The following is a 13,413-nucleotide window of genomic DNA, read 5'->3' as shown; positions in this document are numbered from 1 at the left end:
TGATTTTGCGCCATCGCTTCACGCACGACTCCTCCGCCCAAGGCGACGCAGGTTGGGGTGAGCGCAGCGAACCCCGACATCGCGGTATCCGGTGCGCACGTTGGGGTTCGCTGCGCTCACCCCAACCTACGATGCTACGCCGTTCCGCGCCGCTGCCACGCGCGCCACACCAGGTACACCGGCACGCCGAGCACCACCAGCAGCAGACTCATGCCGGCGTCGCCGGGCGAATCGATGGTCGTTGCCGCGATCACGCCCAGCACGGTGAGCACGAACAGGAACGGCAGCACCGGATAGAACGGCACGCGGTACGGCGCCGGCTCCGCCGCGAAACGGCGGCGATACCAGAACAGCGTGGCGATGCCGAACGCATGGAACAGCCACTCGCCCACCGTGGTGTAGTTGAGCAGCTGGCCGAAGCTGCCGGACAGCACCAGCACGATCGCCCAGCCGCCGAGCACCGCCAGCGCCACCTGCGGCGCGCGCGACTGCGCGTCGATGCGCCCCACCGCGCGGAAGAACATGCCGTCCGCGCCCATGGTCTGCAGCACGCGCGCGCCGCCGGCGATGGCGATGCTGCAATAGCCGAAGGTGGAACAGGCGATGCCGATCGCCATCACCCGCGCGCCCGCGTCGCCGAACAGCCGCTGCATCAGGTCCGCCGCCGGCGCGCGGCTCGCCGCCAGGCCGGCGTGACCGAGCCCGGCCACGTAGGCGAAGTTGACCAGCAGGTAGCACAGCACCACCGCCGCCAGGCCCAGGCCCAGCGCGCGCGGCAAGGTGCGCTGCGGCTCGCGCACTTCGCCGGCCAGGTCGTTGAGGTAATGGAAGCCGCCATAGGTGAACAGCACTGGCAGCAATGCACCGAGGAAATCCCATGGCCGCGCCTGGTGCGCCGGATCCGGCGCCAGCGCCATGCCCAGGTGGCCGCGCGCCAGCACCAGCGCGGTGGCCACCAGCATCGCGATGGCCGCCAGCTTGAGCACGGTGAACACGTTGAGCATGCGCGAACCGGCGCGGATGCCGAAGAAATTGACGCCGACGATGAAGGTGATCGCCGCCGCCGCCACCGGCTTCACCCATAGCACCGGCAGGCCCACCGCCGCGCAGAAGTAATCCGCGAAGGTGGTCGCGACCGCCGCCACGCTGCCCGGGTAGTTGATCAGCGCCATGGTCCAGCCGAACAGGAAGGCCGGCAGCTGGCCGAAGGCCTCGCGCAGATAGATGTAGATACCGCCGGCCTGCGGCCGCCGCGCGCCCAGTTCCGCGTAGCACAGCACCCCGGCCAGGGTCAGCGCACCGCCGATCGCCCACAGCAGCAGCAGTTCCCAGCCGGACGAGGTGCGCTCGGCCACCGTGGAGGCACTGCGGAAGATGCCGCCGCCGATCACGCCACCGATCACGATGGCGGCGGCGTCCCAGGTGCCGAGGCGGCGGAGGTAGGAGGGGGAGGTATCGGTCATGGGGGCTGACGATAACCCGGGACGGTCCGACCATGACCGATGACCTATGCCCTATGAGTGGCCATGCTATGCGTGGCTCCGCCACCTCTACTCATCGTGCAACAAGATGTGCCAGCGCGTATTCGCAAGTACTGACATGTATATGGCAGCAAGAAACTCGTCCCCGCCCGGGAAAAGCGCTGCGTTGGTTCTGGCCAGCCTGGAGATATTCACGAGGGGCCAGGCATCGGAACAGGGCAGCATGATGGCAGCGCGCCTTGGCCTGGGTGCCGACGAGCAGGACGGCAGCATGGCCCGGGGAAAGACTTCACCGTCGTCCGCCACTGCCGCGTACAAGTCTCCGGTGCAATTCACCCCCGGCGGACCTGCGGAAGCACCTTGGTCTTCCTCGCATGAAGACAGGGAGAAAGCCGGCTGGGGTGAAGCCGAGGGCTCGTCTGGCCAATTTACGGGATAGTGACCGGCATTTGCGGACTGGTCGGGTGCGTCATCGACCCAGTCCCCATTGATTCGGCGCTCGCCGAATCGCGGGCGCAGACGATTCCTAGCATCGCGCTCCAAACTGATCGGACGCGCCCACCGGATCGCCGAGGGTGGAATGGGAGCGGCCGATACGAATTCCTGCTGCTCCCGGTACGACTCGATCACAAGGCTCAGCTGGCCCTCTCGCTCCATGTAGCGCGCCGCAGCGGGGGCAGCTCTTTGCTGCTCAAGAAAATTACTCAGGCTGGGCATCACCGCAAAGAAATCATGGTTTGCAGATATGGCGTAAACAAAGACCATCGCATTGGGATCGGAAAAATGATTTAAATGCGCGACCGCCATTCTCCGTGCAACGCTCTCCTCGGACGTGGTGGCGATCAGGCCGTCGTCGTCGCCTTCGGCCCTTCCGTCGGTCCACCCGGTTACGTGCCGGATCAGATTCATATCCTGCCCTGGCGCGGCAAAACCAGAGGCGAATATTTCCTGGGGTGGCCTGGTGTCGTAACGGTAAACCACGCGCACCTGAGCATTCGACAGCGCCGGCAGCACACCGCATAGAACAAGACTCAACAGCCCGCCAGCACATGAAAACCATCGCTTCGCCAGCATGATCATGAGCCCCTAGTAATCAGAGACCCTGCCACCGTAACCAGCAGCCGCCGGCCAGGTGGGTACGCCCCCGGCCCTCACCACGCTCATGGATATAATTTCGTTGGCCCCGTATCCGCTCCTGACTACGGTCACAGCAGCGACTTTGAGCCCGGTGAGAAATGCCGCCTTTGCAACCGAGCAGATCATCGCGTCATCAATAAAATGAAAGCCTTCGCTGTAGTAGGCATTGTTCGGATCCTTGATCGCCACATAACATTTGTCGTTGCCCTTGAAAACCTTGAATGCAGTGATCGTACCTACCAGCTTCGAATTTTCCGCAGTGATCTTAGGAAGCAACAAGCTGAAGCCAGCAACGGCAGGCATCGACAAGAGAGCCATCAGCATAAAAAGCCACGCTTTCATCACAGCAACCCTTTCAGACGAATTAGGATAAAGACATTTAACGCATCGGCATTGCGTTAAATGCTATTTCGTCGATCGGATGAGTGCATTACCTAGAACCATCTCAAATGTATTAATTTATCGCATTTCGATGAATTGAATTCTCTCGCCCGCGCAAGCCCCTTCAGACAGGCATGACGGCCTTCGACGGGCCGCCACCGTGTAATACCGAAGGGACGCCTGCGCATCCCTTCGGCGTTTTCGCCATCAGTCTTCGTTGCGCAGCAGCGCCAGCACCGCCTTGGCCGCATCCACCGAGGAAGCCGGGTTCTGTCCGGTGACCAGGTTGCCGTCCGTGACGGCATAGGGGTGGAAGTCCGCCTTCTTCGAATACTCGGCACCGTGTGCCTTGAGCATGTCCTCGACCAGGAACGGCACCACGTCGGTAAGGCCCACCGCGGCCTCTTCGCCATTGGTGAAGCCGGTGACGCGCTTGCCGCGCACCAGCGGCTCGCCCTTGATGCGCGTGTGGCGGAACACCGCCGGTCCGTGGCACACCGCGCCGACCGGCTTGCCGGCGGCGTAGGTGCGCTCGATCAGTTCGGCCGAGGTCTTGTCCTCGGCCAGGTCCCACAGCGGGCCATGGCCGCCGGGATAGAACACGGCGTCGTACTGGGCCCTGGCTGCGTCGGCGAGCGGCAGCGTATGGGCGAGCGCGTCGGTGGCCCTGGCATCGGCGCGGAAGCGGCGAGTGGCGTCGGTCTGCGCATCCGGATCGTCGCTCTTGGGATCGAGCGGCGGCTGGCCGCCCTTGGGCGAGGCCAGCACGATCTGCGCGCCGGCATCCTTGAACGCGTAGTACGGCGCGGCGAATTCTTCCAGCCAAAAACCGGTCTTGCGCCCGGTGTCGCCAAGCTGGTCGTGCGACGTCAGGACCATCAGGATCTTCATGACATGCTTTCCTCGAGTAGACGCCGCCCATCCTGGCAGGAGGGGCGGTAACCGCGTGTGATGTGCGGCGCTGGCCCGCGCCTTCAAGCGCCGGTCCGACCGATCGGCAGGAATGGGCAAGTCTGGCCGCGGATCGGGCAGAACTTCCGGTTCCGTGCTTAACTCTCGCCGCCATCCACGCCCGCGATCCGCTCCCGTCCGTTCGTGTCCCCGACCTCGCGCAAGATCATCCACATCGACATGGACGCGTTCTACGCGTCGGTGGAACAGCGCGACGATCCCGCGCTGCGCGGCAAGCCGGTGGTGGTGGCCTGGCGCGGCGCGCGCTCGGTGGTGTGCGCGGCCAGCTATGAGGCGCGCAAGTTCGGCGTGCGCTCGGCGATGCCGGCGGTGCGCGCGGAGCGGCTGTGCCCGCAGGCGATCTTCGTGCCGCCGGATTTCGGCCGCTACAAGGCGGTGTCGCGGCAGGTGCGCGAGATTTTCGCGCGGCATACCGACCTGATCGAACCGCTGTCGCTGGACGAGGCCTATCTTGACGTCACCACGTCGACGGCGCTGCCCTCGGCCACCGCCACGGCGGAGGCGATCCGCGCCGCGATCCGCGCGGAGACGCAGCTGACCGCTTCCGCCGGCGTGGCGCCGAACAAGTTCCTGGCCAAGATCGCCTCCGACTGGAACAAGCCGGACGGCCTGTTCGTGATCCGCCCGCACCAGGTGATGGAATTCCTCGCGCCGCTGCCGGTGGGCCGCCTGCCCGGCGTGGGCAAGGTGATGGAGGCGAAGCTGACGGAGATGGGCATCGCCACCGTGGGCGAGCTGCGCGCCTTCGCCGCGGCTGAGCTGGAGCAGCGCTTCGGCCGCTGGGGCCGGCGCCTGCACGAACTGTCGCTGGGTATCGACGAGCATGCGGTCGAGCCGGACCGCCCCACCCTGCAGGTCTCGGCCGAAGACACCTTCGAGCACGACCTGACCCTGGACGAGCTGGAGCCGCATATCCGCCGCCTGGCCGAGAAGACCTGGGCTGCGCACGAGCGCGAGGCCGCCGGCACGCATGGCCGCATTGCCCGCACCGTGGTGCTGAAGCTCAAGACCGCCGACTTCCACACGCTCACGCGCAGCCTTACGCCCTCCACGCGGCCCGCCTCCGCGGAAGAACTGGCCGACCTGGCCTGCGCGCTGCGTGCCCGCGTGGAGCGTCCGGCGGACAGCCGCTACCGCCTGGTCGGGGTGGGGTTGTCGGGCTTCGTCGAACAAGACAGCTTCGTCGCACAGGGCGACCTGTTCGAACGCGGCTAGCGCACTGCTGCCGCCGGCCGGGATCGGCTACGCTGCGCGTCCGCCAGCCCCGCCGAGCCGGAACCGATGCATCTCGAACTGCCGAAAATGCGCTTGCACTCGCTGAAGGACTTCACCAAGCACTATCTGATGATCGTGCTCAGCATCCTCACCGCGCTGGGTCTGGAGGCATGGATCGAGCGCTCGCACCATGCGCATGCGGCCGCGACGGCAAGCCGGCAGATCCGCCTGGAGATCGAGACCAATCTCAGCGACGTGCGCACGTCGATCAAGGCGAACCAGACCTTGATCGCGCCGCTGCGCGAACTCGACGAGGCGGTGAGCCAGGACATCCGCGCGGGCGCCACGGCCGCCGTGGTGAACGAGCATATCCGCGCGCGCCGGGCCTCCTTCAAGCTGAGCATCAACTGGCCGACCTTCGCCTCGCAGGCCTGGGATGTCGCCGTGGCCAACCAGTCGGCGAGCTGGATGGACGATGGCGACCTGCGCCGCTACTCCACCGCCTATGCCGACCTGCGCGATGCGTCCAACTGGCTCACCCACGACAGCATCATCCTGCTCAATGCGCCGGGCATGGCGGCGCTGCGTGCGCGGATCGACCTGGACGCGCCGGTCGATCCGCTGGAATTCGTCACCGTGCTGCGGCAGATGATCAACACCTCGCAGGAAATCCAGTCGCACCTGCAGCAGCTGGAAGGCCACCTGGTCCATGCGCTGGCGCAGGACGAAGCCGGCGCCGCGCACGGCTGACGCGTCAGAGCTCCAGCACCTTGTCCAGGCCGCGGTGGAGACCCGGTGCGAGCCCGGACACCTTGCGGATCGCCAGCAGCGCGCCGTCGACATAAGGCTTCGCGCTGCTGCCCGCGTTGTGGCGCAGGGTGAGGGTCTGGTCCGGCATGCCGAAGATCACTTCGGCGCCGAGCACGAAGCCCGGCAGGCGCACCGCGTGCACCTGCGCTCCGCCCAGCGTGCCGCCGCGCGTCTCGCGCACGCCGTTGGTCTTTTCCAGCGGCAGGCCCGGTTCCGGCTGGCGCACCTTGCCCAGGCGCCCGGCCAGCTCGCGCACCGTGCCGCTGGGCGCGTCGGGCTTGCCTTCGTAGGCGTAGTCGATGATTTCCCAGCTGGGGATGTACTTCGCCGCCTGCTCGGCGAACTTCTGCAGCAGCACCATGGTGAGCGCGAAGTTGCCGCAGGCCAGCACGGCGCGGCCCTTGGCGCGGGCGGCTTCGTCGATGCGCGCGTAATCCTCGTCGCTCAGACCCGAGGTGCCCACCACCACGTGCGCGCCGTGTTCCAGCGCGGCGAGGATATTGGCTTTGGCGCTGTCGGGCCTGGTGTATTCCATGAATACGTCGACCGGCTTGGACAGCGCCTCGGCGGCCGTGGCGAACACCGGTGCGTCGAGGCGTTCATCACCCAGCGCCTGCGCCAGCGTGGCGCCCGCATGCTTGCGCGATACGGCGCTGACCAGTTTCAGGCCATCGGCAACGGCGAGGCCGCGCGCGAGTTCGGAACCGGCCCAGCCGGTGGCTCCTGCCAGGCAGACGTTGAGAGTCATGGGACACCTTGTGGTCGAAGTAGAGATGCGAAGCAGATGCCGGCGCGCCGACGGCTTTGCAAGCAGGACTATTCCAGCATAGCCGGGCGGAGCCTGGCCGGCGGTGCCAATCCGCACTGCCTGCCCGCGGCAGCATCGGATACCCTCGGCCGCTTGCTTCATATCGTCGCCCGGATGCCGCCATGCACCTCGAATTGCCGAAGACGCGCCTGTATTCGCTCAGGGATTTCCTCAAGCATTACCTGATGATCGTGCTCAGCATCCTCACCGCGCTGGGGCTGGAAGCGTGGATCGAACGTACGCATCACCAGAACGCGGCCCGGGAGGCCAGCGTGCGCATCGACGCGGAGATCCAGCAGAACCTGGCCGAGATCGGCAGGGTGCTCGAACACGACCAGCAGCGCATGCAGGCGCTGATGCATCTGCGCGACGTGCTGAACGCCGACCTGAAGGCGCACGCCTCCGGCGAAACGATCCGCCAGCATGCGCAGGCAAACGCACCCGAAGGCCTCTACCTGGACTTCCGCTGGCCGGTGCTGCGACGCGAAGCCTGGGACCTGGCCGTGGCCAACCAGTCCGCCGGCTGGATCGACAGCGAGCGCCTGCGCGGCTATTCGGCCGTCTATGCCTCGCAGGCCACCAGCATCACCACCCTGGCCGGCGACCTGCCGATGGTCATGAACGGGCCGCACATGGTCGATATGCAGCTGGACTTCGACAACGACGACTACTCACCGCGCGACCTGCTGCACGTCGTCAACCAGATGGCGGGCACCACCCACGAGGTGGTCAACATGCTGATCAGCCTGCGGCGGCGGATCGAACAGAACATGCCGGCGAAGCAACACGCCGGGTAAAGCCACAGCATCCATTCGAGCCATCGTTCCGGCGCAGGCCGGACGAGCGCGCAGCGCGAAGAATGCTCGCAGGGCACTCCCGAAGGGGTGAGCGAGCGAGTCATGGGCTTTTGAGCTCTCGCGAAAATCGATCGGTGACGTCACTGGATTCCGGCCTGCGCCGGAATGACGGCGCGGCTTCTTCACACCTTGCACACGCATGTGCTTCGCGCGTTTTTTCGAATGCACGAATCGTTGACCATCGTTAACGACGCGGCGCTTCTTTCGTTCGACAGCTGATTTCAAGACTCGCGCAAAGCATTCGCGCTCGCGCATCGAGCGTTTTGCATCGCAGGTGTTTGACGCAGTCTCTTTCGATTTGCAAAGCGCACCGAAGATGCATTACCAAGGCCGCCGGAACGTTTGTACCCGGAGGGTCAAACGCTCCCTCAGGGGATGCGTCATCGCTCGACTCTCCGCCGTGAGGATGAAGCGGAGCCATGCAGTTGCACAGATCATCGCCACCGCGACGGCGGTCGGCGCGCAGGTGAGTTGTTGCCCAAAAACCGGCGGCTGGAATCCTCCAGCGCCGGAACCGCTCAGCCCAATTCGCGTACCAGGGAGAATTCAATGCTTGCGAAGTTGACGTTTATTCTGGCCGCCGGCGTGGTCGGCGCCGCCTGTGTTTCCGCGGCCTATGCCGCGCAGCCCACGAACGTATCCAGCCAGGCCGGCACCGAGTATGTCGGTGCGCTGGAGGCACAGGCCCGCGCGCAGTGGCGCGAGGACATCTCGCATATCGCCACGCCGGCGGAAGGCTGCTTCCACGCCACCTATCCCAGCGTCGTGTGGGAGCGCACCGCGTGCAAGGCGGCGATCCCGCGCGTGATGCCCACGCCGCGCTGGCGCAACTTCGGCGCCGCGCAGAACGCCGGCAACGGCAACGACTACACGCTGCATTCGTCGACGCTGATCACCAAGGCCGTCGGCAGCTTCCCGACTGTCACCGGCGTGACCTCCGAGTCCGGCGTGGGTGTGGCCGCCTACGGCGGCGGCGGCATCCTCGGCGCCAACGAGTATTCGCTGCAGATCAATTCCAGCTTCGACGACACCACCTCGGCCTGTAAAAGCCACTCCGGCTGCACCGTGTGGCAGCAGTACGTGTACGCGCCGGACTATGAAGTGGACGGCGAGGCGGCGGTGTTCATGCAGTATTGGCTGATCGGCTACGGCGGCAGCAGCTGCCCGAGCGGCTTCGGCAGCGACGGCGCCGGCGACTGCTACAAGAACAGCGCGGCCGCCACCGCGCCGGACGTGCCGGCCACCCAGCTGGCCAATGTGAAGCTGACCGGCACGGTGAGCTCGGGCGGCAACGACACCGTGGTGTTCACCAACGGCACCCAGGCCTACAGCTCCAGCGGCAAGGACAGCGTGCTGTACCTGGCCACGGTGTGGAAGGTCGCGGAGTGGAACGTGGTCGGCAATGCCGGCGGCTCGATGGCGAAGTTCAACAGCGGCTCGTCGATCACCGCCAAGCTGGCGGTGACCAACGGCTCGACCAGCGCGCCGTCCTGCGTGGCCAACTCCGGCAGCACCGGCGAGAGCAACAACCTCAACCTGGGCAGTTGCTCGACGGGGAGCGGCTCGACGCCGTACATCCAGTTCACGGAATCGAACTGATTTGTCCGTCATCCCGGCGCAGGCCGGGATCCAGTAGCGATGATGCGTGATTGTCGCAAAAGGTCTTGCGTGCTTCGCACGACGTACTGGACTGGATTCCGGCCTTCGCCGGAATGACGAGCTGAGAACGAAAGAGCCCGGGCATGCCCGGGCTCTTTCTTGCCTGCCTTGGTACCGGCTTACTTCCGCTTCGGCATGTACAAGTCGGTAATCGTGCCCTCGTACACCTCCGCCGCCATGCCCACCGATTCGCTCAGGGTGGGGTGCGGATGGATGGTGAGGCCGATGTCGGCCGCCTCGCTGCCCATCTCGATGGCGTGGGTGATCTCGGCGATCAGGTCGCCCGCGTGCGGGCCGACGATGGCGCCGCCGACCACGCGGTGAGTTTCCTCGTCGAAGATCAGCTTGGTGAAGCCCTCGGTGCGGTCGATGCCGATGGCGCGGCCGCTGGCCGCCCACGGGAACTTGCCCACGCCGATCTTCAAGCCCTTTTCCTTCGCCTCGCGCTCGGTCACGCCGACCCATGCCACTTCCGGATCGGTGAAGGCCACCGACGGGATCACGCGCGCATCGAAATGGCTCTTCATGCCGGCGACCACCTCGGCGGCGACGCGCGCCTCGTGGGTGGCCTTGTGCGCCAGCATCGGCTGGCCGACCAGGTCGCCGATGGCGAAGATGTGCGGCACGTTGGTGCGCATCTGCGTGTCGACGTTGATGAAGCCGCGCTCGGTCACCGCGACGCCGGCCTTGTCCGCGCCGATCTTGCCGCCGTTGGGCGAGCGTCCCACCGCCACCAGCACGCGGTCGAACAGCTTGGTCTCGGGGATGCTGTCGCCTTCGTAGGCAACCTCGATGCCCTTCTTGGTGGCCTTGGCCTCGGTCACCTTGGTTTTGAGGTGCACGCCCTTGAGCTTGCCGCCCAGGCGCTTGGCCAGCGGCTTGATCAGGTCGGCGTCGGCACCGGGAATCAGCTGGTCCATGAATTCGACCACGGTCACCTCGCTGCCGAGCGCGGCGTACACGGTGGCCATCTCCAGGCCGATGATGCCGCCGCCGACCACCAGCAGCTTGCCGGGCACGTCCTTCAGTTCCAGCGCGCCGGTGGAATCCATCACGCGCTCGTCGTCCCAGGGGAACGCCGGCAGCTTCACCGACTGCGAGCCGGCGGCGATGATGGCGTGCTCGAAGCGGACCAGCTTCTTGCCTTCGGCCGTCTCCACTTCCAGCTCGTGCGGCGACACGAAGCTGCCGACGCCCTGCACGGTGCGCACCTTGCGCTGCCTGGACATGCCGGCCAGGCCGCCGGTGAGCTGGCCGACCACCTTGTTCTTGAACGAGCGCAGCTTGTCCAGGTCCAGCTTGGGCTTGCCGAAGCTGACGCCGTGCGCGGCCATGGCCTCGGCCTCGTCGATCACGGCCGCGGCATGCAGCAGCGCCTTGGACGGGATGCAACCCACGTTGAGGCAGACGCCGCCCAGGGTGGCGTAGCGCTCCACCAGCACGGTGTCCACGCCCAGGTCCGCGGCGCGGAACGCGGCGGTGTAGCCGCCGGGACCGGAGCCGAGCACCACCAGCTTGCATTCGATGTCGGCCGTGCGGCCGGAGGCGCCGGCCGCCTGCGGGGCGGGTGCGGCCGCCTTGGCGGGGGCCGGCGCAGATGCAGGCGCCGGTGCCGGAGCAGCGGCGGCCTTCGGCGCTTCGGCCGCGGGCGCGGCGGCGTCGCCGGAGACTTCCAGGATCACGATGACGGCGCCTTCCGACAGCTCGTCGCCCACTTTCACCTTCACCTCTTTGATGGTGCCGGCGGCACTCGACGGGATCTCCATCGTCGCCTTGTCGGACTCCAGCGTGATCAGGCTCTGGTCCTTGGTCACGCTGTCGCCGGCCTTCACCAGCACTTCGATCACCGGCACGCTGTCGTGGCCGCCGATGTCGGGGACTTTCACTTCGATCGTATTAGCCATGGCGTCGCCCCTCGCGTCAGAGCAGCAGGCGGCGGATGTCGCCGAGCTGGTTGGCGAGGAAGGCCGCGAAGCGCGCGGCCAGCGCGCCGTCGATCACGCGGTGGTCGTAGCTCAGCGACAGCGGCAGGATCAGGCGCGGGGCGAATTCCTTGCCGTTCCACACCGGCTTGGTCTGCGCCTTGGACACGCCCAGGATCGCCACCTCCGGCGCATTGACGATCGGCGTGAACGCGGTGCCGCCGATGCCGCCCAGCGAGGAGATCGAGAAGCAGCCGCCGGACATGTCGTTCGGGCCGAGCTTCTTGTCGCGCGCCTTCTTGGAGATCTCGCCCAGCTCGACCGCCAGGTCCAGCAGGCCCTTCTTGTCGCAGTCGCGGATCACCGGCACCACCAGGCCGTCCGGCGTGTCCACCGCGATGCCGACGTGGAAGTACTTCTTGAGGATCAGCTTCTCGCCGGTCTCGTCCAGCGAGGCGTTGAACTGCGGGAACTTCTTCAGCGCCGCGACCACCGCCTTGATCTGGAACACCAGCGGGGTGATCTTCAGGTCCTTGTTCTCTTCGCCGAGCTTCTTGCGGAAGGCTTCCAGCTCGGTGATGTCGGCGTCTTCGTGCTGGGTGACGTGCGGGATCATCGCCCAGTTGCGCGCCAGGTTGGCGCCGGAGATCTTCTGGATGCGGGTGAGCGGCTTTTCCTCGATCGGGCCGAACTTGGCGAAGTCCACTTTCGGCCACGGCAGCAGGTTGAGGCCGCCGCCGGCCGGCTGCGCCGCGCCGCTGGGACGCGCGCCGGAAGCCAGCGCGTGCTTGACGTAGGAGGTGATGTCCTCGCGCACGATGCGGCCGCCGCGGCCGCTGCCCTTGGCCTGGCGGATATCCACGCCCAGCTCGCGCGCAAAGGCGCGGATGGCGGGGCTGGCGTAGGGGGCGTCGCCCGGCATGACGATGCGCGAGTCGAACGGCGGACGCGCAGCCGGAGCCACGTCGCCCTCCGGAGCGTTGCCGGGAAGGATGCCGCGGCCGCCGATCGGGGCGGGCTTCTCTTCCACCTGGGGTACTTCGGCCTTGGCCGGCGCCGGAGCCGGCGCGGCGGCCGGAGCGCCGTCGGCGCTCTCGATCAGGGCGATCACGGCGCCTTCGGACAGCTCGTCGCCGACCTTGACCTTCAGTTCCTTCACCACGCCGCCGAACGGGGCGGGCACTTCCATGGTGGCCTTGTCCGATTCCAGGGTGATCAGGCTCTGGTCCTTGGCGACGGTGTCGCCGACCTTGACCAGCACCTCGATCACCGGCACGCCGTCGTGGCCGCCGATATCCGGCACGCGGGCCTCGCGGACGCCGCCGCCGGCAGCCGGCGCGGGGGCCGCGGCGCGGGTGGGCTCGGCGGCCTTGGCCGGGGCGGGTGCGGGCGCGGCCGGCGCCGGCGCCGGCGCGGCTGCCTGGGGCGCCGGGGCCGGGGCACTGGCCTCGTCGGCCTCGATGATGGCGATCACGGCGCCCTCGGACACTTCGTCGCCCACCTTCAGCTTGACTTCCTTGACCGTGCCGGCGAACGGCGCGGGCACTTCCATGGTGGCCTTGTCCGATTCCAGGGTGACCAGGCCCTGCTCCTTGGCGACCTTGTCGCCAGGCTTCACCAGCACTTCGATCACCGGGACATTGTCGTGCCCGATATCCGGCACGCGGGCTTCTTTCAGGTCGGCCATGATTTCTCCTGCGGATGGCGATGGCGCAACGCCTGGGGGATGGCGGCGCGCAAGAGCCCAATCATAGCGAAGGCACGCCGGTCCGTCTGGATCGATCTTGGTCGCAGGGGACCATGCGCATACGTATGCAGGCGACTGGAGCCGCCTCAGTTCCCCTATCAGAACCCTTCTCCCACCGGGAGAAGGTGGCGGCAGCCGGATGAGGGTGCGGGCGGAGCGGTGCACTTCACCCTTGCGCTCCGGCCGTACCCTCACCCCAACCCCTCTCCCGAAGGGAGAGGGGCTTCATCTCAGTCCGGCAGCTTGCCCTGCACCACCCGCAGCTCGCGCTGCGGGAACGGGATGCTGATGCCCTCGGCGTCGAAGCGCTCTTTGATCCGGCGCAGCAGGTCGGTCTGGGCGCCCCAGAGGTCGCCGGTGCGGGTGAAGGCGCGGATCACCAGGTTGACGGCGCTGTCGCCCAGGGATTCGGTCCAGATGCCGG

The 13,413-nt window shown here is 66.9% G+C and carries 11 protein-coding genes and 1 pseudogene; 4 read left to right on the top strand and 8 right to left on the bottom strand.

From position 1 onward, the window contains the following. Window positions 1-134: 134 nt before the first annotated feature. From BM172_RS13730 to BM172_RS13715, 4 genes are all read right to left on the bottom strand, one after another. Window positions 135-1,463: an APC family permease gene (locus BM172_RS13730; protein ID WP_026633880.1), complete on the bottom strand. Its 1,329-nt coding sequence runs from the start codon at window positions 1,461-1,463 to the stop codon at window positions 135-137. Between the two features lie 87 nt (window positions 1,464-1,550). Next, window positions 1,551-2,561, bottom strand: a complete 1,011-nt coding sequence (locus BM172_RS13725; RefSeq protein ID WP_081805030.1) for a hypothetical protein — start codon at window positions 2,559-2,561, stop codon at window positions 1,551-1,553. Between the two features lie 6 nt (window positions 2,562-2,567). Then, on the bottom strand, window positions 2,568-2,960 hold the full coding sequence (locus BM172_RS13720; protein ID WP_026633882.1) for a hypothetical protein: 393 nt from the start codon (window positions 2,958-2,960) through the stop codon (window positions 2,568-2,570). Window positions 2,961-3,206: 246 nt separating this feature from the next. Next, the gene (locus BM172_RS13715; RefSeq protein WP_026633883.1) at window positions 3,207-3,890 is read right to left on the bottom strand and encodes a type 1 glutamine amidotransferase domain-containing protein; all 684 of its coding nucleotides are present in this window, start codon (window positions 3,888-3,890) and stop codon (window positions 3,207-3,209) included. Window positions 3,891-4,130: 240 nt separating this feature from the next. Here BM172_RS13715 and dinB point away from each other — a divergent pair, with 240 nt between their 5' ends. Together dinB and BM172_RS13705 are read left to right on the top strand one after the other, a co-directional pair. Further along, window positions 4,131-5,186: a DNA polymerase IV gene (gene dinB / locus BM172_RS13710; RefSeq protein WP_051548401.1), complete on the top strand. Its 1,056-nt coding sequence runs from the start codon at window positions 4,131-4,133 to the stop codon at window positions 5,184-5,186. Window positions 5,187-5,273: 87 nt separating this feature from the next. Further along, window positions 5,274-5,936: a hypothetical protein gene (locus BM172_RS13705; protein WP_143096523.1), complete on the top strand. Its 663-nt coding sequence runs from the start codon at window positions 5,274-5,276 to the stop codon at window positions 5,934-5,936. Between the two features lie 4 nt (window positions 5,937-5,940). Here the strand turns inward: BM172_RS13705 and dapB are convergent, their stop codons facing one another. Then, window positions 5,941-6,744 carry a 4-hydroxy-tetrahydrodipicolinate reductase gene (gene dapB, locus BM172_RS13700; protein WP_026633886.1) on the bottom strand — a complete coding sequence of 268 codons (804 nt, stop codon included), beginning with the start codon at window positions 6,742-6,744 and terminating at the stop codon, window positions 5,941-5,943. A gap of 182 nt (window positions 6,745-6,926) precedes the next feature. Here dapB and BM172_RS13695 point away from each other — a divergent pair, with 182 nt between their 5' ends. Both BM172_RS13695 and BM172_RS13690 read left to right on the top strand, forming a co-directional pair. Next, window positions 6,927-7,601, top strand: a complete 675-nt coding sequence (locus BM172_RS13695; protein WP_026633887.1) for a hypothetical protein — start codon at window positions 6,927-6,929, stop codon at window positions 7,599-7,601. A 609-nt stretch (window positions 7,602-8,210) separates the two neighbouring features. Next, window positions 8,211-9,260: a hypothetical protein gene (locus BM172_RS13690; protein WP_026633888.1), complete on the top strand. Its 1,050-nt coding sequence runs from the start codon at window positions 8,211-8,213 to the stop codon at window positions 9,258-9,260. Window positions 9,261-9,439: 179 nt separating this feature from the next. On the opposite strand, the gene lpdA is transcribed toward BM172_RS13690, so the two are convergent. The 3 genes and pseudogenes from lpdA to BM172_RS13675 form a co-directional block, all read right to left on the bottom strand. Beyond that, the gene (lpdA, locus tag BM172_RS13685) at window positions 9,440-11,224 is read right to left on the bottom strand and encodes a dihydrolipoyl dehydrogenase (protein WP_026633889.1); all 1,785 of its coding nucleotides are present in this window, start codon (window positions 11,222-11,224) and stop codon (window positions 9,440-9,442) included. A gap of 16 nt (window positions 11,225-11,240) precedes the next feature. Further along, window positions 11,241-12,929, bottom strand: coding sequence for a dihydrolipoyllysine-residue acetyltransferase (aceF, locus tag BM172_RS13680; RefSeq protein ID WP_026633890.1), 1,689 nt, complete (start codon window positions 12,927-12,929; stop codon window positions 11,241-11,243). A 290-nt stretch (window positions 12,930-13,219) separates the two neighbouring features. Beyond that, window positions 13,220-13,413, bottom strand: a pseudogene (locus tag BM172_RS13675) (mechanosensitive ion channel family protein); the annotation flags it as partial.

Origin of the sequence: Dyella marensis, assembly GCF_900112865.1 — a bacterium.
Lineage (GTDB): Bacteria > Pseudomonadota > Gammaproteobacteria > Xanthomonadales > Rhodanobacteraceae > Dyella_D > Dyella_D marensis_A.
This window is presented reverse-complemented; position numbering and strand designations above follow the sequence as displayed.

What these genes read in the sequence shown, in the direction of transcription:
- BM172_RS13730 (WP_026633880.1), bottom strand. Translation starts at nt 1,463, where the DNA reads ATGACCGATACCTCCCCCTCCTACCTCCGCCGCCTCGGCACCTGGGAC.
- BM172_RS13725 (WP_081805030.1), bottom strand. Translation starts at nt 2,561, where the DNA reads ATGATCATGCTGGCGAAGCGATGGTTTTCATGTGCTGGCGGGCTGTTG.
- BM172_RS13720 (WP_026633882.1), bottom strand. Translation starts at nt 2,960, where the DNA reads ATGAAAGCGTGGCTTTTTATGCTGATGGCTCTCTTGTCGATGCCTGCC.
- BM172_RS13715 (WP_026633883.1), bottom strand. Translation starts at nt 3,890, where the DNA reads ATGAAGATCCTGATGGTCCTGACGTCGCACGACCAGCTTGGCGACACC.
- dinB (WP_051548401.1), top strand. Translation starts at nt 4,131, where the DNA reads ATGGACGCGTTCTACGCGTCGGTGGAACAGCGCGACGATCCCGCGCTG.
- BM172_RS13705 (WP_143096523.1), top strand. Translation starts at nt 5,274, where the DNA reads ATGCGCTTGCACTCGCTGAAGGACTTCACCAAGCACTATCTGATGATC.
- dapB (WP_026633886.1), bottom strand. Translation starts at nt 6,744, where the DNA reads ATGACTCTCAACGTCTGCCTGGCAGGAGCCACCGGCTGGGCCGGTTCC.
- BM172_RS13695 (WP_026633887.1), top strand. Translation starts at nt 6,927, where the DNA reads ATGCACCTCGAATTGCCGAAGACGCGCCTGTATTCGCTCAGGGATTTC.
- BM172_RS13690 (WP_026633888.1), top strand. Translation starts at nt 8,211, where the DNA reads ATGCTTGCGAAGTTGACGTTTATTCTGGCCGCCGGCGTGGTCGGCGCC.
- lpdA (WP_026633889.1), bottom strand. Translation starts at nt 11,224, where the DNA reads ATGGCTAATACGATCGAAGTGAAAGTCCCCGACATCGGCGGCCACGAC.
- aceF (WP_026633890.1), bottom strand. Translation starts at nt 12,929, where the DNA reads ATGGCCGACCTGAAAGAAGCCCGCGTGCCGGATATCGGGCACGACAAT.